The sequence below is a fragment of the Pseudoalteromonas sp. BSi20429 genome (assembly GCF_000238895.1).
Classification (GTDB): domain Bacteria; phylum Pseudomonadota; class Gammaproteobacteria; order Enterobacterales; family Alteromonadaceae; genus Pseudoalteromonas; species Pseudoalteromonas arctica.
Map to the genome: position 1 here is coordinate 125,565 of NZ_BADV01000023.1, position 19,987 is coordinate 145,551.

Genomic DNA, 19,987 nt, shown 5'->3' on the forward strand with positions numbered 1-19,987 from the left:
GAAATAACATGAAAAAGTTAGTAATAGTTGCAGCGATTGTAGCTGCGGGCGTTGGTGGCGTGAGCTATGCAAATTATGTAGCTACACAAGAAGTGCGTGCAGAAGTAGATAAGCAACTTGCTTTAGTAAGCGAGCAAACTGGCGCTACATTTAAATACGCTGGTTTATCGGCAAGTGTTATTTCAAAAAGCGTAGAAATAACAAACATGGAAGTAATAAGCCCAGAGGGCGACAATGTTGCTAATATTCAAAGCATTGAAATAACAGGTTACGAGCCAGATAAAATATCACCGCATACATCATTTGATGTAAAAAGCTTTCAGTTTGATAAAGACTTTGTTTCAAAATTACCTGCTGATACAAACGAAATGCTCGCGTCGGCAAGTTACGACTTACATTCATCACTTGATTACGATGAAGAGTCTGGCAATAGTGATGTAGTAGTTAAGCTTGATGCAAAAGACATTGTTAGTTTTAATATGGATATGGGCTTGGCTAATTCAAAAGCATTAATGGATGCTTCATTGGCGATTAGTAAAGCGCAGCAAGAAGCGGGTAACCAGCCACTTACTTATGAGCAAGAGTTACAGCAGCAAACACTTGTTATGCAAGCAATGAGTAAGTTAGAGCCGCGCAATGTTAGCTTTGCCTTAAATAACCAAGGTAAGTTAAAAGACTTACTATCAAGCGAGCTTGAAAAGCAAGGCATGACGCTAGAGCAAATGGAAATGATGTTAGAGCAGCAGTTACAACAAGCTCCTGTAACTGAAGATATTGCAGAAGCTTTAACCAGCTTTGCGAAAGGTTTAAATTCATTCAGTGTGTCAGCAAAGCTACCTGAAGGTAAAACTATGATGGAAATTAACCAACAAGTTATGATGCTAGTAGGGCAACCTGAAGAGCTAGTTAAGTTTATTAACTTAGAAGTTAAAGGTGATTAAGCCTTAGTTTTGTATTAATAAAGGCGCCAATTGGCGCCTTTATTATTTTGTGTTGTTATAAGCAGTTAATAACTCTGATTGCTAAAGCAGTTTGCTTTTATGATATTGGTGATTGTTTGTTGTGATGGTTTTATTTTTTCCATCGCTAAAAACTCATCAGGCTGATGCGCTTGGTTAATTGAGCCAGGGCCCATTACGATTGTTTCACAACCGAGTTGCTGGATAAACGGCGCTTCAGTGCAATAATTTACCGCGACCGCTTTCTGCCCCGCTATTTTTTCAGCCATTTTAACTAAAGCACTGTCGGTGCTACCACTAAATGCCGGGATTGGTTCATGTAAATCAATAACGCTCACCGCATTTGGGTATTGCTGATTTATCTCTTTTGTTGCATCAAGCACTAATGCTTGTAGTTCTTGTACACTTAAACCTGGTAATGGGCGCATATCTATATGCATTTCACAGCAACCACAAATTCTATTCGCATTATCGCCACCATGAATATTACCTAAGTTTAATGTTGGATAAGGAATTTCAAAGTGATTTATTGAATACTTATGCTTTAATTGCTCTTTTAAGATCATCAATTTTGTAATCACTTTATGCATTACTTCAATGGCGTTAAGGCCACGTTCGGGATCTGAGCTATGCCCAGAGCGACCAACCACTCTTATTGCTGTACTCATATGGCCCTTGTGCATAAATACTGGCGTCATATCAGTAGGTTCGCCAATTATACAGCGTGCAGGTTTTAAATTAGGGTGCTTACATATTTGCTGTGCACCTGCCATAGTTGTTTCTTCATCGGCAGTGGCGAGTATTAAAATAGGTTGAGTTTGATGCTTTTCATCAAGTTCACTAATCGCTTGTAATACAAAAGCAAAAAAACCTTTCATATCAATGCTTCCTAGCCCGTACAATTTATTGTCTAGTTCGGTAAGTTTAAACGGATTGTGGTTCCAGCGGCTGTCATCAAAAGGCACTGTATCTGTGTGGCCCGCAAGCATTAACCCGCCATCGCCTTTTCCACGCTTTGCTAATAAATTAAAGCGGCCTTTACCTCCTTCTAATTCAATAATTTCACACGTAAAACCGAGTGTTTCGCACCACCTCGCAAGGAGTTCAATTACGTTTTTATTGCTCATACACAAGCTGTCTTCAATTGCACTAATAGAAGGGGCTGCAATCAATTGTTGATACATAGAAATAAACGAAGGCAAAGGCATAAAAAAATCCAAAATTATTATTCAATTTAATTGCATAACAATATAAAAGTATTTATGATGAATATCAATTCACTTTTTAAGCATAAATATATTAAAGTAAAGCTATGAAAATAATGCGACGATAATCTACAAATTCATTAAATTAAGTCTTAATTTAGCGTCTTAGCTAGTTTAAGCGAACAACATATATATTCAGCAGTAAATTTTAAAATAACGAGTAATCAATGAATGTAGTTATTATTGGCGCAAGCGGTTATAGCGGCGCAGAGTTAGCAAGCTTAGTTGCTAATCATCCAAACCTTACCTTAACAGGCTGTTATGTATCTGAGGGTAGCTTAGATAAAAATAAATTACTAAGTGATTTATACCCAGAGCACCTTGGCTTACTAGATTGTCCTTTACTTCCTCTTAGTGCATCAGCTTTTGATGACATTCAAAGTGATGCTGACTATGTGTGTTTATGTACCGATCACAAAGTAAGTGTTGATTTAGCGCCTCAATTTTTAGCTATGGGTAAAAAAGTATTTGATTTATCTGGTGGCTATCGCCTAGCAAATAATGATGATTACGTTACTTACTATGGTTTTGAGCATCAACACCCAGAGCTTTTAAATGAAGCGGCTTACGGTTTAGCTGAGTGGAACCATGATGCTATTGCTAACGCAAAGCTAATTGCTGTTGCAGGCTGTTACCCAACAGCGGCGCTCAATGCACTTAAACCGCTTAAACAAGCAGGCTTATTGAGCAGCGAAAGTATTATTATTAATGCCGTTTCGGGTGTTACGGGTGCCGGGCGTAAAGCGAGTGTAGGAACACATTTTTGTGAGGTATCGCTTGCACCTTATGGTTTGTTTAACCATCGCCACGGTCCTGAAATTGAACAACACCTTGGCCACAAAGTATTATTTACACCGCATCTAGGTAGCTTTGCGCGCGGTATTTTAGAAACTATTTATGTACAACTTAAGCCTGGCGTTACCAAGGAAAACGTTGCATCTGCTTATCAAGTGCTTGCTAACGAACCATTAATTCGTTTGTTAGGCGATAAAATACCTTCAATTAAAGGTGTTGCTAAGCAACCATTTGTTGATATTGGCTGGCAGCAACAAGGCACGCAGTTAATTGTAATGTCTGCCATTGATAACTTATTAAAAGGCGCTGCTGGACAAGCTTTGCAGTGTATTAATATTTCTATGAATTTAGATCACACTACGGGCTTAAAAGGAGCGTTTTAAATGAGTAAAAAAACGTGGGTTATTAAACTCGGTGGTGCAGTACTTAATACAGAAAATGCAGCAAAAGCGTTATTTGACGTGCTAAGCGAGCAAAAAAATGATGAGTTTGTCATTGTTCATGGCGGTGGTTCTTTAGTAGATACATGGCTAAAGCAAGCGGGTTTTGCTAGTGCTAAACACCAAGGTTTACGTATTAGTCCAGCAGAGCAAATGCCTTATATAGTGGGTGCGCTTGCAGGTTGCGCTAATAAACAATTAATGACTCAAGCTATAAGCGCAGGGCATAAGCCTGTCGGCTTAAGTCTTTTTGAGGCAGGTGTGACTGCAACCCAAAAATTAAAAGCGCTTTGCTTAGTGGGTAAATGCACAAGTAACGACGATTCTATCATCAATGATTTACTTAGAATTTCTCGTTTACCAATTGTTAGCTCTATCGGCTTTGATGAACAAGGCTTGTGGTACAACGTAAATGCAGATGAAGCTGCAGCGGCTATTGCCAGTAATTTAAATGCAGAACTAATTTTTATGACGGATGTAGAAGCGGTACTTGACGCAAATAAACAACCGTTACATCAACTTGACACAAAACACATTGATACTTTAATTACAGATGGAGTAATTGTGGGCGGGATGGAGGTCAAAGTTAAGACCAGCCTTCACGCTGCCCAACATTTACGACGCGGTGTGTATATTTCCAGCTGGCAAAAGCCAGGAAATTTAACTGCTCTGCTGCAAGGCGAGCATGTCGGAACAAAGATTACACCATAGGTTTATTATGTTTGAGAATTTTTTAACAGGTTTAGAATTAGACCAAGAAGGCGCACTTAATTTATTAAAGTTAGCGCAAGATATAAAAGCAAAGCCAGAAAAATACAGCCAAGTATTATCGGGTAAATCAATCGTAACATTGTTTGAAAAGCAAAGTTTACGTACACGTTTATCGTTTGATATAGGTATTAATCGCCTTGGTGGTCATGCTGTTTATTTAGATCAGCAAAATGGCGCTATGGGTGCACGTGAATCAATTAAAGATTTTGCACTTAATATCTCTACTTGGGCCGACGGTATTGTGGCGCGTGTAAATCAGCACAGCACATTAACCACGTTAGGTGAATATTCATCGGTACCTGTGGTAAATAGCTTGTGTGACTTGTACCACCCTTGCCAAGCACTTGCTGATTTTTTAACACTTCAAGAAGTACATGGCGATGTGAGTCAGCTTAAAGTAGCTTACTTAGGTGAGGGCAATAACGTAACTCATTCATTGATGTTACTTGCCGCAACGCTAGGTACTGACTTTGTTGCTGTAACACCAAAAGGGTGTTCGCCAGATTCACAAATACTTAAAAAAGCAGAACAAATTGCAGCAATGAATGGCGCATCAGTCATGGTGAGCGATAGAGTTGAAGCTGCGGTTGGTGCAAACGTTGTATACGCAGATACATGGGTATCAATGGGTGATACAACGCCGCTTGAGCAAGTAAAAGAAAAATACATGCCTTATCAATTAAACCAGGCATTGCTAGAACAAACAGGTGCGACTACGGTATTACATTGCCAACCGGCACACCGTGAATTTGAAATTACCTCTGAGGTAATGGATGGTCCAGCATCAAAAATCATTCAACAAGCAGAGAATCGCATGCATGCGCAAAATGCTCTGCTAGTTACATTACTAAATCCAAATTTTGTTAAGGAACACCTATGAGTTCAATTAAAAAAGTCGTTTTAGCCTATTCTGGTGGTCTTGATACGTCGGCTATCGTGCCATGGTTAAAAGAAAACTACGGCTGTGAAGTAATCGCGTTTGTTGCAGATGTAGGTCAAGGCGCTGAAGAACTTGAAGGCGTAGAAGCTAAAGCAATTGCCTCTGGTGCATCTGAATGTTACGTAGTTGACTTAAAAGATGAAATGGTAAGTGATTACATTTACCCAACACTTAAAACAGGCTCAATTTACGAAGGTACTTATTTATTAGGTACGTCTATGGCGCGCCCAATTATTGCTAAAGCACAGGTCGAAATTGCGCGTAAAGTAGGTGCTGATGCACTTTCTCATGGTTGTACTGGTAAAGGTAATGACCAAGTTCGTTTTGAATCATGTTTTGCAGCACTAGCCCCTGATTTAAAAGTAATTGCGCCATGGCGTGAGTGGGACTTATCGAGCCGTGAATCATTACTTGATTACTTAGCAGAGCGTGACATTCCGTGTTCAGCATCTGCTACAAAAATTTATAGCCGTGATGCTAACGCATGGCATATTTCGCACGAAGGTGGTGAGCTTGAAGACCCATGGTGTCAACCAACTGAACAAGTATGGACTTGGACTAACTCTCCAGAGCAAGCACCAGATAAATCAGAACTAGTAACATTAAAAGTTGTTGAAGGCGAAGTGGTTGCTGTAAATGGCGTAGAGCTTAAACCTTACGATTGTTTAGTTAAATTAAACGATATTGCATCGCCTCATGGTGTTGGACGTGTTGATATTGTAGAAAATCGTTTAGTTGGCATGAAGTCACGCGGTTGTTATGAAACGCCAGGCGGCACAGTCATTATGGCAGCGCTTCAAGCCATTGACGAGCTAGTGCTTGATAAAGCAAGCCGTAAGTGGAAAGAAGTACTCGGTGGCGAGTTCTCGCATTTAGTATACGACGGCCGTTGGTTTACGCCTCTTAAAGATTCTATTTTAGCCGGTGCTGAAGCACTTTCTAAAGTGGCAACAGGTGAAGTGGTACTTAAGCTATACAAAGGCCAAGTAACTGCAGTTCAAAAGCAGTCACCAAATAGCTTATACAGCGAAGCATTTGCTACATTTGGCGAAGATGATGTGTACGACCAATCACACGCTGAAGGCTTTATTCGTTTATTCTCGCTTTCAAGCAGAATTTCAGCACTCGCTAAAAAGTAATTTATTACGCCCCTTATAAAAGGGGCACTACAGGGTTTGGAGAGATTTCATGGCATTATGGGGCGGACGTTTTTCTACGGGTCCAGATGAGGCGTTTAAGCAATTTAACGACTCTCTTCCCTTTGACTACCAGTTAGCAGAGCAAGATATTATTGGCTCTGTGGCATGGGCTGGTGCACTAGAGCAGGTAAGTGTACTTTCAAGTGACGAGCACACAAGATTAGTGGCTGCATTAAATGAGCTGCTTGAAGAAGTTAAAGCAGATCCACAAGCGGTAGCTACTTCAGGTGCAGAGGATATTCATTCACATGTTGAAGCAGCTCTAATTGAAAAAGTAGGTGATTTAGCTAAAAAATTACATACAGGCCGAAGCCGTAATGACCAAGTTGCCACCGACTTTAGATTGTGGTGCCGTGATACGGCTGACCATTTACTAGATGCTATTGCACAGCTTAAAGGCGAGTTTGTAGCGCTTGCAGAGCGAGAGCTTGGCACAATATTACCAGGTTACACGCACTTACAGCGCGCACAACCAGTATTATTTAGCCACTGGTGTATGGCGTATGTAGAGATGCTAGAGCGTGATGAAAGCCGCTTGCAAGATGCTAAAGCGCGCATGAATTTTTGCCCATTAGGCAGTGGTGCATTAGCAGGTACAGCTTATCCGATTGATCGCCAAGCATTAGCGCATGGGCTAGGTTTTACAGCGGCTACAAAAAACAGCCTTGATGGTGTATCTGATCGTGATTTTGTTTTAGATCTTTTAAGTTGTGCGTCTATTTCGATGATTCACTTATCTCGTATGTCAGAGGATTTGATTTTTTATAATTCGGGTGAAGCCGGATTTATAGAGCTTGCTGATAACGTAACATCAGGCTCATCGCTCATGCCTCAGAAAAAAAATCCTGATGCACTCGAGCTTATTCGCGGTAAAACCGGACGTGTGTTTGGTGCATTTAGCGCTATGATGATGACGTTAAAAGCGCTGCCACTTGCATACAATAAAGATATGCAAGAAGACAAAGAAGGGCTATTCGACGCTATGCCAACATGGCTTGCATGTATTCATATGGCGCAAGCATGTATTAAAGGCGTTAAAGTAAACGGCGATAAGACACTTGCTGCAGCAAAAGGAGGGCATGCAAATGCCACCGAACTTGCTGATTACTTAGTTGCTAAAGGTGTGCCATTTAGAGAAGGGCATCACATTGTAGGTGTACTTGTACAGCTTGCGATTAGCGAAGGTAAAACGCTTGAAGAGCTATCGCTTGAACAGTACAAATCAGTAAACACTGTATTTGAAGACGATGTTTACCCAGTACTTGAAATTGATGCATGTATAAAAGCACGTAAAGCCCTTGGTGGGACGTCTATTGAACAAGTAACGAATGCTGTTAAAGAAGCCAAAAAAAAACAGCAAATAACGGTACGTGATGCAAATTTAGATGATGTAGAAGCAATTGCCACGCTTATACAGCATTGGGCAACGGTAGGTGAAAATCTGCCTCGTGCAAAAAGTGATATGGTGCACTCAATTAACGAGTTTGCAGTAACAGAAATAAATGGAAAAGTGTCGGGCTGTGCGTCGTTATACATTTACGATACCGGCCTTGCTGAAATACGCTCATTGGGTATAGACCCAAAAAGTAAAGTGTCGGGGCAGGGTAGACAGCTTGTAGATCATCTACTTACTAAAGCCAAAAAATTGGCACTTAACCGAGTTATTGTATTAACACGCGTACCAGATTTTTTTGAACAACAACGTTTTACTTTTTGTAGCAAAGACTCTTTGCCTGAAAAAGTAATGAAAGATTGTGAACTTTGCCTTCGTAAAGAAAATTGTGACGAAGTAGCAATGGAATATATTTTGAAGCTAAGTACACGTGCGGAGATCCCGTGTAAATACGTAGCTTAAACTCCCTGGATACAAAAAACGTACGGTTATCCCTGTGCGTTTTTTTATGTTTGTAGTAAACTGGTCGGAGCTGTTTGGTTTGATTATATAAGTATGTTTTGAGTGAGTTTTAAGGTGTCAAAAAAAGTTGGCACATTGGTTGCTTTGTATAAGGTAGATAGCAAAATAGCTATCACTACTTTAAACAGGTGATGCATTTATCTACATAATAATGTGGTTAAAAGTTGCACCAAATATAATTAAAACTTTTACAAGGATCAATCACATGCAAGTTTCAGCTAATAGCCAAGTACAAATGCAAGCATACAATAAAACACAACAATTAAAGCCTGCAATGGAACAAACTGCTAGCCCTAAAACCCTGCAATCTGATACAGTAAGCTTCTCTCAAGAGGCTATGAGTGCTGCTAGCGGTGAAGAGCTTCAGCGAGGCGGCGGTGTGTATCTACCGAAGAAACCAAAATAGTAAATATAGGTATTAAATGTTTTTAACTGAGTTTTTTGGTATGTTTTCTCTGTCAGCTTTTGCTGTCTGGGGTTTCTTAATGGCTTTTTTTTTCAATGCCTTTGTTTATTCACTAGGTATCAAAAGAAACAGTACTCTTCTACTCAGTTCATTTATTATGATGCTATCATACTCTTTAGGTGATTATTTTTTTACTTTCCTTTCGATAAACGCAGCGACTTATCTAGACTGGGTATATTATGATGCAGCAACTGTAATATGCCTTTTAGTTTGTCTTTATTTTATAAAAACAACTACTCCCTCCTTTCTTTACTTACTAATAGGTCTTATATTTAATATAGCCTTATTGACATCAATATATATTGATATCTATATATACGAAAATACAACTCATTGGATACTATGGGAAATATATTCATTTGGCATTAATATATCTGATTTACTTATGATAGTGGTATTAATTGTAGATAGGGACTTCCTCGGTCTTCATAAATTAAAGAAAAAAATACTCAGCTACTTCAAGTCAAACGTTAGCCACAAAGTAATCTAGTTTTAATGTACGTTACTGAAGTACTAATGGATTATGTGAAAGCATTCTCTCAGTGGGGCTTTTTAATGGCCTTCTTATACTGTTTAGCCTCCAGTATAAATAAAGAAAATAAATCCTCGGTTTATTTATCTGCGCTTATGCTCTGCTCATATATTTCCAGTGGTTACATAAATTTATTAGAAAGTTTATATTTAAATTGGGCGCTCTACGATTTTATTACAATTTTAGCTTTGTTAATTTTAGAGTACTTTAAAGTACTTCACCGCTCTATAGCTTTTCACTTCATCATCTTTGCGTTAATAATAAATGCTGTGCTCACCTTAATATTGCATTACGATCTATACGTTTTATATAACTATGAGCCTTGGTGGTATTGGAGTGTTTATTCTATTGGCGTTAATATGTTCGATGTTTTAATGATTCTTTCACTAGTATTCAATAAAAATCTCAAAAATAATGGATAATATTCTAGTTAATCCAGCAATTTCTTTTTACATAGGTGCATTTGTACAGTGGGGCTTTTTAATGGCTTTTTTGTACTCATTAGTTGTAAGTACTAACACACCTAAAAAAGAAGCTGTATGGTTATCATTTGTTATGTCAATCTCTTACTCCTCAAGCTTGTTTATCGATATACAAAACATATCGTACCTTCAGCTCTTTTTGTTTGATATAGCAACTATTTTAGCCATCATTATTTTAAGGTTTTTCATTATTGAAAATCTTATATCGTTCTACTTGTTGTTAGGGTTGACTATAAACTCATCATTATTTCTTGGTATGTATATAGATGTGTCAGTTTTTAATAATTACGAACCTTGGTGGTTTTGGTCATTTTATTCAATTGTTGTTAATTTAGCCGACTTTATGATGGTAGCTATATTTTTTATAAACAAAGATTTTTTAGCATTAGCTGCAATTAAAACATGGTTCCACAATAGTATTATGAAAAGGAATAATAGTAGTGGCTGACATACTTTGGGCTCTGGTAGATTTAGGGTATAACGTAGCAATACTATTTACATGGTTCTTCCTAATCGCATTTTTATATAACCTATCAGCGAGTATTAATAAAAATGATAAAAGTAGAACGCATCTTTCATTTATAATGATGGTCTCATATATATCTAGTCTTTTTATGGATCCACTTATTGAAAATCCTCACCTAAATTACTTTTATTATGATCTTGCTACTATTAGCGCCCTGATACTTTGGCGATTTATATATAAAAAATTAGTACCAATTGCTTTCTCCTATTTAATTGTTGGCCTTTTTATTAATGCATGTTTATTTTTAGGTATGCACTACGATATTGAAATTGCAGGTACCCTTTACTATTGGTGGTTTTGGACGGTTTATATTTTTGGAATGTATTTTGTCGACTTTACAATGGCATTGGTATTAATCATCAATAAGGATTTTTTAGGCTTAAACAAGCTTTTAAGATGTGTTAGAAAGTTAAGTTTAGATCGCTGAAGCAGTAAAGCTCAACTTAAAAGAAGAGTGATTTTGTGCCTTTATTTGATGTTGCCGTAATATGTAAAGCGGTATAATAATTTTTTATCTAGTGTTGGAGTAAAATGGTTGAGCTACTTTTAAATACAAATATCTCTTTTTATATAGGTATTTTTGTACAATGGGGCTTTTTGATGGCTTTTTTATACTCTTTAGCAAGTTCGATAAATAGCGCAGATAAAAGCATTGTTTGGCTATCTTTCATCATGGCACTTTCTTACTCTTCTAGTATGTTTATTGATATGGACGCGATTACTTACTTCGATTTTTTCTTATTCGATATTATTACTCTATTTGTTATTATTTTATCTGGTTTTTTTATAAAGATTAGCAGCGTATACATTTATTTATTATTTGGTTTAGGTATAAACACCTCACTATTTTTTTCAATGTATATAGATAATGATGTTATGCACCATTATGAATTTTGGTGGTTCTGGTGGGTGTACATAGTAGGTATAAATTTTACAGATTTGACCATGGTTTTAGTTTTCTTTATAGGTAAAGATGTTTTAAAACTTGCTTGGTTAGAAGGAAAGCTAAATAAAGTGTTTAATAAAAGGGCCTATTAGTAATAGATTTCAGTGCTAACAGGCCTTATTTATTATTAACTGGCACCACAGCCCAATTTAGTTTTTAGCGCTTTAACAATTACAGGGTCTACAAACTCGCTTACATCACCATTGTGGCGAGCTACTTCTTTGACGAGTGTTGATGAAATAAATGAATTTCGCTCTGCGGGTGTTAAAAATACACTTTCTAAGTCGGGGTTCAGGCGGCGGTTCATGTTAGCTAATTGAAATTCATAGTCAAAATCAGATACAGCTCTAATACCGCGAATAAGCACATTAGCATTGTGATCGCGTGCAAGATCAGCCAATAAACCAGAAAAACCAATCACCTTAACATTATCTATGTGGCTTAAAATAGAGTTTGCAAGCTCAACACGTTCTTCAAGGTTAAAGCAGGGTTTTTTACTTGGGTTATTAGCAACCGCAACTAATACAGTATCAAACATTTTAGCTGCACGTTGAATAAGGTCTGTGTGCCCATTAGTTAGTGGATCAAAGGTGCCAGGGTAAATTGCAATAACTTTCATAATGTTCACTATTTATTATTTTAGCGCTAGTTTAACAGTGTTTATGCCACAAAGCAGCCTAGCTAAAAAAGCATATAAACACTTACTTTCTTTAAACAGGTCAGTCCATGGTGGGAGTGTTTTAATGATTCATATTTGTTTATACTGTTTACCTCTTTTGAGTGTAATGTAGCCTATAGATAATTTGAGTATTAGCATATGAATACCAAGGATAAAATAATACACACCAGTATTTTGTTGTTTAACGAAAATGGTGAGCGTGCAATAACGACAAATCATATTGCATCAAACTTAGGGATGAGCCCGGGTAATCTTTATTATCATTTTAAAAATAAAGAAGACATTATCCGTCATATTTTTGCGCTGTATCGCGATCATTTAAATACTCACTTTAAACCTATTAATAAAGATGATGATGCATTTAATCATTTAACGGCTTACCTAGATTCGTTATTTGAGCTGATGTGGCGCTATCATTTTTTTTACGATAATCTCGGGGATATTCTCTCTAGAGATGCTGATTTAAAACAAGCTTATATTGATTTTCAGTTAGAGTTGTTAGAGCAAGTTCGTAAAATTATTTTAGGACTTCGCGACAGTGAAATGATTGCTATTGATGAGCAAGATGTCATTGATTTAGCACATACATTAAAGTTAACGGTTAGTTTTTGGACGCCTTATATTAAGGCTCGTAGGCCAAGCGGTACCCTTGCTGAGCAAGATATATATCACGGTATTTTAAAAGTACTTACATTATTTAGAGCGTACAGTACCGATAAAAGTATCGATAAAATGAACCTGCTACGCGAAAAATACACCGAGTTAGCACAACAAGCCCCAACTGTTGTTTAGCCGTTGTCCTTTGGTTGTTTCCTAGACGCTGAATTTTTTGCTATAATCGCGCGCCAAATGCCTGGGAGCGCGAATTCCCGCAGTCTAAGAGTGAACTATGCTTAAATTTATCGTCAAACTACATCCTGAAATAGCCATCAAAAGCCGTTCGGTCCGTAAACGCTTTACTAAAGTGTTAGAAAATAACATTAAAATTGTATTGCGACGTCTTGACGAAAAAGTACAAGTAAGAAATAACTGGGATAATATTTCAGTTGTTACAAAGCTTGAAGATGCACAAGTTCGCCTTGATTTTATCGACAGCCTTAAACGCATACCTGGTATCGTTCAGTTTATTGAAGTAACTGAGACGCAATTTGAAACTCTCGATGATATCTATCAAAAAACAATAGCGTTAGTGGGTCACACAATTGTGGGTAAAACTTTTTGTGTGCGTGCTAAGCGTATAGGCCAACACGACTTTACCTCGACTGATTTAGAGCGTTATGTTGGTGGTGGGCTAAATCAACATATTGAAGGCGCAAGCGTTAAGCTTAGCCGTCCAGAAGTAACAATACGATTAGAAGTAAAAGACGATAAAGCTTACATTGTTTCACAAACGCATTTTGGTATGGCTGGTTTTCCTCTGCCAACTCAAGAAGATGTGCTTTCGCTTATGTCTGGTGGTTTTGACTCTGGCGTAGCAAGTTACCAAATGATTCGTAAAGGCGCACGCACACACTTTTTATTCTTTAATCTAGGTGGCGCAGCGCACGAAATTGGCGTTAAGCAAGCAAGCTACTACTTATGGAAAAAATACAGCTCTACACATAAAGTTAAATTTGTAACGGTTGATTTTGAACCTGTTGTTGCTGAAATTTTAGAAAACGTTGAAAACAGCCAAATGGGTGTTGTACTTAAACGTATGATGATGCGCGCAGGGAGTGTGGTTGCGCAAAAGTTAAACATTCAAGCACTTGTTACTGGCGAAAGTATTGGCCAAGTATCTAGTCAAACATTAGCGAATTTAAGCGTGATTGACCGTGTTACTGAAACGCTTATTTTACGCCCGCTTATTCAACACGATAAGCAAGAAATTATTAATATTGCTCGCCAAATTGGTACGGCTGAAATGGCAGAAACAATGCCTGAATACTGTGGTGTTATTTCTAAAAAGCCAACGGTTAAAGCCAAAATAGACGTTATTCTTGGTGAAGAAGAAAAGTTCGACTTTGATGTACTTGATACCGTTGTAAACAACGCACGTATAATGGACGTGCGTGATATTGACGTAGAAGCCAAACAAGAACTTAAAGAAGCTGAATCGGTTGCTGATTTGCCTGTAGGCTCTGTGGTAGTTGATATTCGCTCACCAGAGGAAGAAGAAGCTGCACCGCTTGCAATCGACGGTGTTGAAGTGGTTCATTTACCGTTCTTCCGTCTGGCGACTAAGTTTGGTGATTTACCAAAAGACACTGACTACTATTTATATTGTGATAGAGGCGTAATGAGCCAACTACAGGCACTTATGCTGCACGAACAAGGCTTTGAAACTGTAAAAGTTTACCGCCCATAAGGTTTGTCGTCTTAAAGTTAAGAATTAATATAAGCGTGGTTTATACCACGCTTTTTTTTGCCTGAATTTTAACAAACAACTCATCGTTGTAAGGTGTAGGAATACCGTGAAGTTTACCTTGTTGGCTAATATAGCCACATATAGCTGATATTTCAGTTTCTCTGCAATGCGCTACGTCTTGCTGCATTGAAGAGTAATTGTCAGACGTTAATTCCATTATTTTATAAGCGGTATTAAGTGCTTTAATCAATGGAATATTAAGCCCTTGTACGTTTGCTATATTGCATGCTTCAGTGAGTGCATTAAAAATTATAGCGTTGTACTTAGGTGCGCGTAACTCACCATTTTTTACATTACTTAAAGCGCTTAATGGGTTAATGGCAATATTTACGAGTAGTTTTTCAAAACGAAGCTGCTGAATGTTATTAGTAAACTTTAGGCTGGGTATTACTTTAAAAATATCAGCTATTGGCGCGCTATTTTGAAAAGCTAATTCATTACAAGCACCAATAACACTTTGTCCCTCACCAGTGTGCTGCACAATGTATTGGTTTGATTTAAAGCCCGCTATGCTTGTAGTTAAAAAGTAGAGTGCTTGGTGAGTGTTTAGCTGGCTATTTACCTCATCAACATTACCCATTCCGTTATGCGAAAGTACAACAGAGCAATGATTTGGTAAAAATGGCTTTATTTGCGTAAATGCATCAAGTACTTGAAAGGCTTTAACGGTAAATAAAACAACATCAAATTCAGCTGCTTTATTTAGCTGATTTAATGTAATAAATTGTGCGTCAATTTTTTTAGATGCACCCTTACCTCGACTATAAAAGCGGGTATTTGTTGGGCTTTTGCGAGTTAAAACACTGACATTATGCGACGCACTTAGAAAATGACTAAATAACAAGCCAATAGCACCATCGCCGACAATTAAAATATTAGCCATATGGGTTCTTTTTTCGAGGTGTAAAAATTACTCTAAGTAAAAAGTAGCTTGCGGCACCTGCAAAATCAGCAAAAAAATCACCGAGTGATGCTTGCCTATATGGAAGTGCGTCTTGCATTATTTCTATAGAGGCGCCATAACCTGCCAATAAAAGTATTTGCGCATATAAAGGAAGCTTAAACGCTTTATCCATTATTATGGCTAGTATAAAAAAAATCCCAAAATGGGCGACTTTATCAACATGAGGAAATAAATTTACAACGCCACCTTTTATTTCTTTGGCAAATAAAAAGGTAAAAGCTACTATGCTGATTAAAAAAATTGCTTGATAAACACGCCTTGTCACGACAAATCCTAAAATCGCTTAAAAAAGAGGCGCAAGTATATCAAACTAATTTAATATCGCACCTGAACAAGATGCAGAAAAATGTAAAGATTTATAATTTTAGCGTTATAATTACCACATAAAATTAAGATTAAATAGTTAGGAGCAAACCAATGCCTTCATTTGATATTGTATCTGAAGTAGAAATGAACGAAGCTAAAAACGCAGTTGATAATGCAAATCGTGAGCTAGAGACTCGCTTTGACTTTAGAGGCGTTGATGCATCTATTGAGCTAAATGACAAAACAATTAAGCTTAAAGCTGAAGCAGACTCTCAGGTTATGCAATTATTTGATATTTTAGCTAACAAAATATCTAAGCGTGGTATGGATGTATCAAGCTTAGAGCTTCAAGATATTACCCGTGCAGGTAAAAATGTATTTCGTAACGTTGGCTTAAAGCAAGGTATCGAAAAGGACATGGCTAAAAAAGTAGTTAAAGCCATTAAAGACTCTAAAGTTAAAGTTCAAGCTGCTATCCAAGGCGAAGAAGTACGTGTAACGGGTAAAAAACGTGACGATCTTCAAGAGGCTATGCAAGTAGTGCGCAGTGCTGAGCTAGGTCAGCCTTTTCAGTTTAAAAATTTCCGCGATTAATTAATAAATAGTTTTAAATTAAGCATGCTTTAATCTGTTTATACTTACAGACAGATTGAAGCTACTTACTCTTTTTAAATATCTCACTATTATCCCTCTTTATTGCCTAGATACTCCCGTATGTATTAATCTCCTTTTTGATATTTAAGCTATTATATTTAATCACATGCAATTAAGTACTTCACACTAGAAGGTATTAAAATGAAACGTCATCAATTATTTTTGTTATTTGTTTTGCTTACATTTACCAAACCAAGCTTATCAAAAACAGTTGATATTGATGTACTGGTTGAAGATGGCTACTTTCCCATTATTATTAATGCGCAAAAAAAACAGGGTTTTGCTCCTGAGTTTATTAAGATTTTAAACGGCGCACAGCAGGAGTTTAACTTCGTACTTGAGTCTCTACCTGTAAAAAGGCTTGCTTTGTCAGTTGAAAAAAATAATTTTGATGTTTTATTTTTAATGGCACTGCAATGGATCCCACAATCAGCGCAAGAAAACATTAAAAAAACCGAATTTTATACCATTACCAAAAATGAGCTTTATACGCTTAAAGAAAATACAAATGAGCAAGCTTACTTTGACGACATTACGTCATTAACAAAGGTTGGGGTTCTGGGGTACTCGTATCAATTTGCTGGATTTAATACAGATGCCGAATTTTTAAGTGAGGCACATCAAGTAAGTTTAACCATTGATGAATTCAATGTGGTTAAAATGCTGCTATTAAAGCGCGCGGAAGTAGGCGTTTTAAATAATATTGCTTACCAATATTTTAAAAATCAAAATACTTTTAATATGGATTTACTCTATAAAAGTAACGTACCAGATGCCGTTTATAAAACGCACTTTTTAGTTAACTCTAAATCAAATAAGATCACCAGTAATAAAATGGATGAAATACTAAGCTTACCTACTGCACAAATACAACTTCAGAAGCTATTTGATAAATATGGAGTTTCTTCAAACTATACTAGGCCCTAACTGCATTTTAAAAAGGTTTTTAGCTGTATAGACGTCCATTGACATTTGTAAACAAAATACTCACAATAGCGACATATTTTCAAGGTGCTTGCTAGCCACTTCATGTAATGATTTTTTTAGCAGGATAATCGGGAAGTTGGTGCGTTTTCATGATGACTACAAGCCCAACACTGCCCCCGCAACGGTAAAGTATTGCATATTTTGATGTGCTTACTGAGTCCGGAGACCGGCCTTGATGCAATCTTACTTACTTAAATCTTTGCGGTGGGCAAAGGTAGGGGACATCATGTTAAACAAAACAACTTTAGGCGTTGCTATTTCTGCTGCGCTTTCATTTTCTGTGTCTGGCGCAGAGCAATCAATTGAAAAAATAACCGTTACAGCTAATAAATTTGAGCAATCAATCAATGACGTTTTAGCAAGTGTAAATGTTATTGAGCGTGCAGAAATAGAAGCAAGCAACGTACGCGATTTACCAACCTTATTAAGCACGCGAGTTGGTTTTCAGGTTAATCCAAACGGTGGTTTTGGCCAAAATACAGGTGTGTCACTTCGTGGTACTGGCTCTGGCGATACGCTAATTTTGATTGACGGTGTACGTACAGGCTCAGCAACACTTGGTCAAAAAGCATTAAATAATGTCCCTTTAAATAGTATTGAACGCATTGAAATTATTAAGGGTTCTCGCGCAGCTGTTTACGGCTCTGATGCACTTGCTGGCGTAATTAACATTATAACGCGTGAATCAGATAACTTATCTGTGAGTGCTACGTTTGGTTCTGATTCTTACCAAAATTATCAAGTGGCAGGCTCTGTAAAATCAGGCGATATAACAACAGCATTTAATACAGGCTTTGAAAAAACAGATAACTTTGATGCACTGCAAGGCGTAGCACCAGATGAAGATGGCTATGAAAATAAAAACCTTGGTTTTAAAGTAAATTATACTGATGCACACTACGGCGACTTTAAGTTATTAGGTCAATACAGTGAAGGCTATGCAGATTACGACAGTCGCTTTAGTCCAGCCACAAGTACTATGGAAACAGGTGATTTTAAAAACTACCAGCTTTCTGCAGGTTGGAGTAAAAACTACACTAACCAATCGCACAGTATTGATATTGCTATTTCAACAGATGATTCTCACGATACCTCAGCATTTGGTGTAAATGATTTTATAACGAAACGTGTGCAATTTGATTATAACGGTCAATATATATTATCTGAAGAGCTTAATATTAGCGGTGGTGTTAACTGGTACAACGATGATGTATCGCACAGTTCAACGCAGTATGATATGCAAGAGCGTGATGTATTAGCAGTATTTGTTGGGGCTTATTACAATGCTGAAAAAGTGTTAGCTAATTTAACAATTCGCCAAGACGATGATGAACAGTTTGGTGATGAAACAACATATACAGCCGCTGCGGGTTATCATTTATCTGAAGACGCCACGTTCCGCATAAGCCAAAGCACTGGTTTTAAAGCACCTACATTTAACGATTTATACTTTCCGGCTTTTCCTGGTTTTCCACCTTCATCTAATCCTGATTTAGAGCCTGAGAAATCATTAAATCAAGAGATTGGGTTAAATGTAGATTTTGATATAGCAAGTATTGACGTTGCTATTTTTAGAAATGATATTGAAGATAAGATATCTTTAGATTCTAACTTCTTTCCTATCAACTTAAATGAAGCACGCTACGAAGGGGTTGAATTTAGCTTATCTCAGCAGTTTTTTGGTTTTGATAGCAACCTTAACTTTGCTTACTTAAGCGCTGAAGACGAAGAAACGGGCGCAGAGTTACGTAATGTTGCTAAACGTACTTTTAACTGGGAACTTGCAAAACAGTTTGGTGCTTTTGATGCGAGCTTAGACATGCAATATCGTAGTGACCGACAAGGTGCTGTGACGCGTTTAGGGTCATACACGCTTTGGAACTTAGCGGGTAATTATCAAGTAAATGAGCATATTGAAGTTTCGCTTCGTGTAGAAAACTTATTTGATAAAGAGTATAACGCTGTTGATTCAAATACTGATTTTACAACGGGTCAAGTGTATTACTACAACACTCCAGAGCGTCGCTTTTTTGCAGGTGCAAGCTACCAGTTTTAACTGTATTTATTAATATTAAAAAGCCCGACTTATGTCGGGCTTTTTTAATGTGTAGCTAAGTTTAACTAATCAATTTAACTACTCAAATTAGCTAGTCAGCTAAGAACTCTTTAAATACGGTTTCAAACTTATGTAATTTAGGTGCTATTAAAATACTACAGTAGCCCTGCTGTGGGTTTTCGTTATAGTAATCTTGATGATAATGCTCTGCTGGATAATACGTAGTGGCAGGGCTGACTTCTGTCACAATTGGCTCACTCACATGGCTTTGCAGTTGAGCTATCATTTCATTGGTTTGCTTTAGTTGAGCTTCATCGTGATAGTAAACAACGCTTCTATACTGTGTGCCTATATCGTTACCTTGGCGATTCAATTGTGTTGCATCATGCAAAGTGAAAAACATTGCTAAAAGTGTTTCAAAGCTAACTACATTGGTATCAAATTCAATTTTAACAACCTCAGCGTGCCCGGTTGTGCCAGAGCATACAGAATTATAGGTTGGGGTGTCGGTTTCGCCACCGGTATAGCCAGAACTCACATCTAATACGCCATTTACACGTCTAAATGCTGCATCTATACACCAAAAACAGCCGCCACCAAATGTTGCTACTTGCGTTGTTGAGCTCATAAGTATTCCTAAAATGTATATGGAGTTTAAAGGCGAGCATAAATTGTATGCGCCGCAACAACAAGGTTAC

General features: G+C 37.4%; 20 protein-coding genes and 1 riboswitch. Of the genes, 15 read left to right on the forward strand and 5 right to left on the reverse strand.

Going from position 1 to position 19,987, the window contains the following annotated elements; all coding sequences use genetic code 11:
• The first annotated feature begins 8 nt into the window (after nucleotides 1-8).
• Entirely contained in the window at nucleotides 9-941 is a 933-nt protein-coding gene (locus P20429_RS14290) for a hypothetical protein (RefSeq protein ID WP_007581645.1), read from the forward strand.
• Between the two features lie 65 nt (nucleotides 942-1,006).
• Here the strand turns inward: P20429_RS14290 and argE are convergent, their stop codons facing one another.
• A complete protein-coding gene (gene argE / locus P20429_RS14285; protein ID WP_007581647.1) occupies nucleotides 1,007-2,167 on the reverse strand; it encodes an acetylornithine deacetylase in 1,161 nt (386 codons plus the stop codon).
• Between the two features lie 224 nt (nucleotides 2,168-2,391).
• Between argE and argC the strand changes: the two genes are divergently transcribed.
• The 9 genes from argC to P20429_RS14240 all read left to right on the forward strand — a co-directional run bounded on the left by argC (nucleotide 2,392) and on the right by P20429_RS14240 (nucleotide 11,328).
• Nucleotides 2,392-3,402 (forward strand): N-acetyl-gamma-glutamyl-phosphate reductase, encoded by a 1,011-nt coding sequence (argC, locus tag P20429_RS14280; protein ID WP_007581649.1) that lies wholly within the window; start codon nucleotides 2,392-2,394, stop codon nucleotides 3,400-3,402.
• A complete protein-coding gene (gene argB / locus P20429_RS14275; RefSeq protein ID WP_007581651.1) occupies nucleotides 3,403-4,170 on the forward strand; it encodes an acetylglutamate kinase in 768 nt (255 codons plus the stop codon).
• A gap of 7 nt (nucleotides 4,171-4,177) precedes the next feature.
• Nucleotides 4,178-5,110: an ornithine carbamoyltransferase gene (locus P20429_RS14270; RefSeq protein ID WP_007581652.1), complete on the forward strand. Its 933-nt coding sequence runs from the start codon at nucleotides 4,178-4,180 to the stop codon at nucleotides 5,108-5,110.
• Complete coding sequence (locus P20429_RS14265) at nucleotides 5,107-6,309, forward strand: argininosuccinate synthase (RefSeq protein WP_007581653.1); 1,203 nt, start codon at nucleotides 5,107-5,109, stop codon at nucleotides 6,307-6,309. The genes P20429_RS14270 and P20429_RS14265 overlap by 4 nt, the downstream gene beginning before the upstream one ends.
• Nucleotides 6,310-6,358: 49 nt before the next feature.
• The gene (argH, locus tag P20429_RS14260) at nucleotides 6,359-8,224 is read left to right on the forward strand and encodes an argininosuccinate lyase (RefSeq protein ID WP_007581654.1); all 1,866 of its coding nucleotides are present in this window, start codon (nucleotides 6,359-6,361) and stop codon (nucleotides 8,222-8,224) included.
• A 265-nt stretch (nucleotides 8,225-8,489) separates the two neighbouring features.
• Nucleotides 8,490-8,690: a hypothetical protein gene (locus tag P20429_RS14255; protein WP_007581656.1), complete on the forward strand. Its 201-nt coding sequence runs from the start codon at nucleotides 8,490-8,492 to the stop codon at nucleotides 8,688-8,690.
• 1,006 nt (nucleotides 8,691-9,696) lie between these two features.
• Nucleotides 9,697-10,212, forward strand: a complete 516-nt coding sequence (locus P20429_RS14245; RefSeq protein WP_007581658.1) for a hypothetical protein — start codon at nucleotides 9,697-9,699, stop codon at nucleotides 10,210-10,212.
• Complete coding sequence (locus tag P20429_RS19265; protein WP_033026433.1) at nucleotides 10,205-10,717, forward strand: hypothetical protein; 513 nt, start codon at nucleotides 10,205-10,207, stop codon at nucleotides 10,715-10,717. The genes P20429_RS14245 and P20429_RS19265 overlap by 8 nt, the downstream gene beginning before the upstream one ends.
• A 104-nt stretch (nucleotides 10,718-10,821) precedes the next feature.
• A complete protein-coding gene (locus P20429_RS14240) occupies nucleotides 10,822-11,328 on the forward strand; it encodes a hypothetical protein (RefSeq protein ID WP_007581660.1) in 507 nt (168 codons plus the stop codon).
• A 35-nt stretch (nucleotides 11,329-11,363) separates the two neighbouring features.
• Here P20429_RS14240 and coaD read toward each other — a convergent pair whose 3' ends face one another.
• A complete protein-coding gene (gene coaD / locus P20429_RS14235; RefSeq protein ID WP_007581661.1) occupies nucleotides 11,364-11,855 on the reverse strand; it encodes a pantetheine-phosphate adenylyltransferase in 492 nt (163 codons plus the stop codon).
• A 198-nt stretch (nucleotides 11,856-12,053) separates the two neighbouring features.
• Between coaD and P20429_RS14230 the strand changes: the two genes are divergently transcribed.
• Nucleotides 12,054-12,707, forward strand: coding sequence for a TetR/AcrR family transcriptional regulator (locus P20429_RS14230; RefSeq protein ID WP_007581663.1), 654 nt, complete (start codon nucleotides 12,054-12,056; stop codon nucleotides 12,705-12,707).
• 97 nt (nucleotides 12,708-12,804) lie between these two features.
• The gene (gene thiI, locus P20429_RS14225) at nucleotides 12,805-14,262 is read left to right on the forward strand and encodes a tRNA uracil 4-sulfurtransferase ThiI (protein ID WP_007581664.1); all 1,458 of its coding nucleotides are present in this window, start codon (nucleotides 12,805-12,807) and stop codon (nucleotides 14,260-14,262) included.
• A 40-nt stretch (nucleotides 14,263-14,302) separates the two neighbouring features.
• On the opposite strand, the gene P20429_RS14220 is transcribed toward thiI, so the two are convergent.
• On the reverse strand, nucleotides 14,303-15,205 hold the full coding sequence (locus tag P20429_RS14220) for a ketopantoate reductase family protein (protein ID WP_007581665.1): 903 nt from the start codon (nucleotides 15,203-15,205) through the stop codon (nucleotides 14,303-14,305).
• The gene (locus P20429_RS14215; protein ID WP_007581666.1) at nucleotides 15,198-15,551 is read right to left on the reverse strand and encodes a VanZ family protein; all 354 of its coding nucleotides are present in this window, start codon (nucleotides 15,549-15,551) and stop codon (nucleotides 15,198-15,200) included. Before P20429_RS14215 ends, P20429_RS14220 begins: the two co-directional genes overlap by 8 nt.
• A 152-nt stretch (nucleotides 15,552-15,703) precedes the next feature.
• On the opposite strand from P20429_RS14215, the gene P20429_RS14210 reads away from it, so the two are divergent.
• The 3 genes from P20429_RS14210 to P20429_RS14200 all read left to right on the forward strand — a co-directional run bounded on the left by P20429_RS14210 (nucleotide 15,704) and on the right by P20429_RS14200 (nucleotide 19,289).
• Complete coding sequence (locus tag P20429_RS14210; protein ID WP_007377833.1) at nucleotides 15,704-16,186, forward strand: YajQ family cyclic di-GMP-binding protein; 483 nt, start codon at nucleotides 15,704-15,706, stop codon at nucleotides 16,184-16,186.
• A gap of 201 nt (nucleotides 16,187-16,387) precedes the next feature.
• Entirely contained in the window at nucleotides 16,388-17,173 is a 786-nt protein-coding gene (locus P20429_RS14205) for a hypothetical protein (protein WP_007581667.1), read from the forward strand.
• A gap of 65 nt (nucleotides 17,174-17,238) precedes the next feature.
• A riboswitch (cobalamin riboswitch) is annotated at nucleotides 17,239-17,423 on the forward strand.
• Between the two features lie 36 nt (nucleotides 17,424-17,459).
• Nucleotides 17,460-19,289, forward strand: a complete 1,830-nt coding sequence (locus P20429_RS14200; protein ID WP_007581668.1) for a TonB-dependent receptor domain-containing protein — start codon at nucleotides 17,460-17,462, stop codon at nucleotides 19,287-19,289.
• Nucleotides 19,290-19,380: 91 nt separating this feature from the next.
• On the opposite strand, the gene msrA is transcribed toward P20429_RS14200, so the two are convergent.
• Nucleotides 19,381-19,917, reverse strand: coding sequence for a peptide-methionine (S)-S-oxide reductase MsrA (msrA, locus tag P20429_RS14195; protein WP_007581669.1), 537 nt, complete (start codon nucleotides 19,915-19,917; stop codon nucleotides 19,381-19,383).
• Between the last annotated feature and the right edge of the window lie 70 nt (nucleotides 19,918-19,987).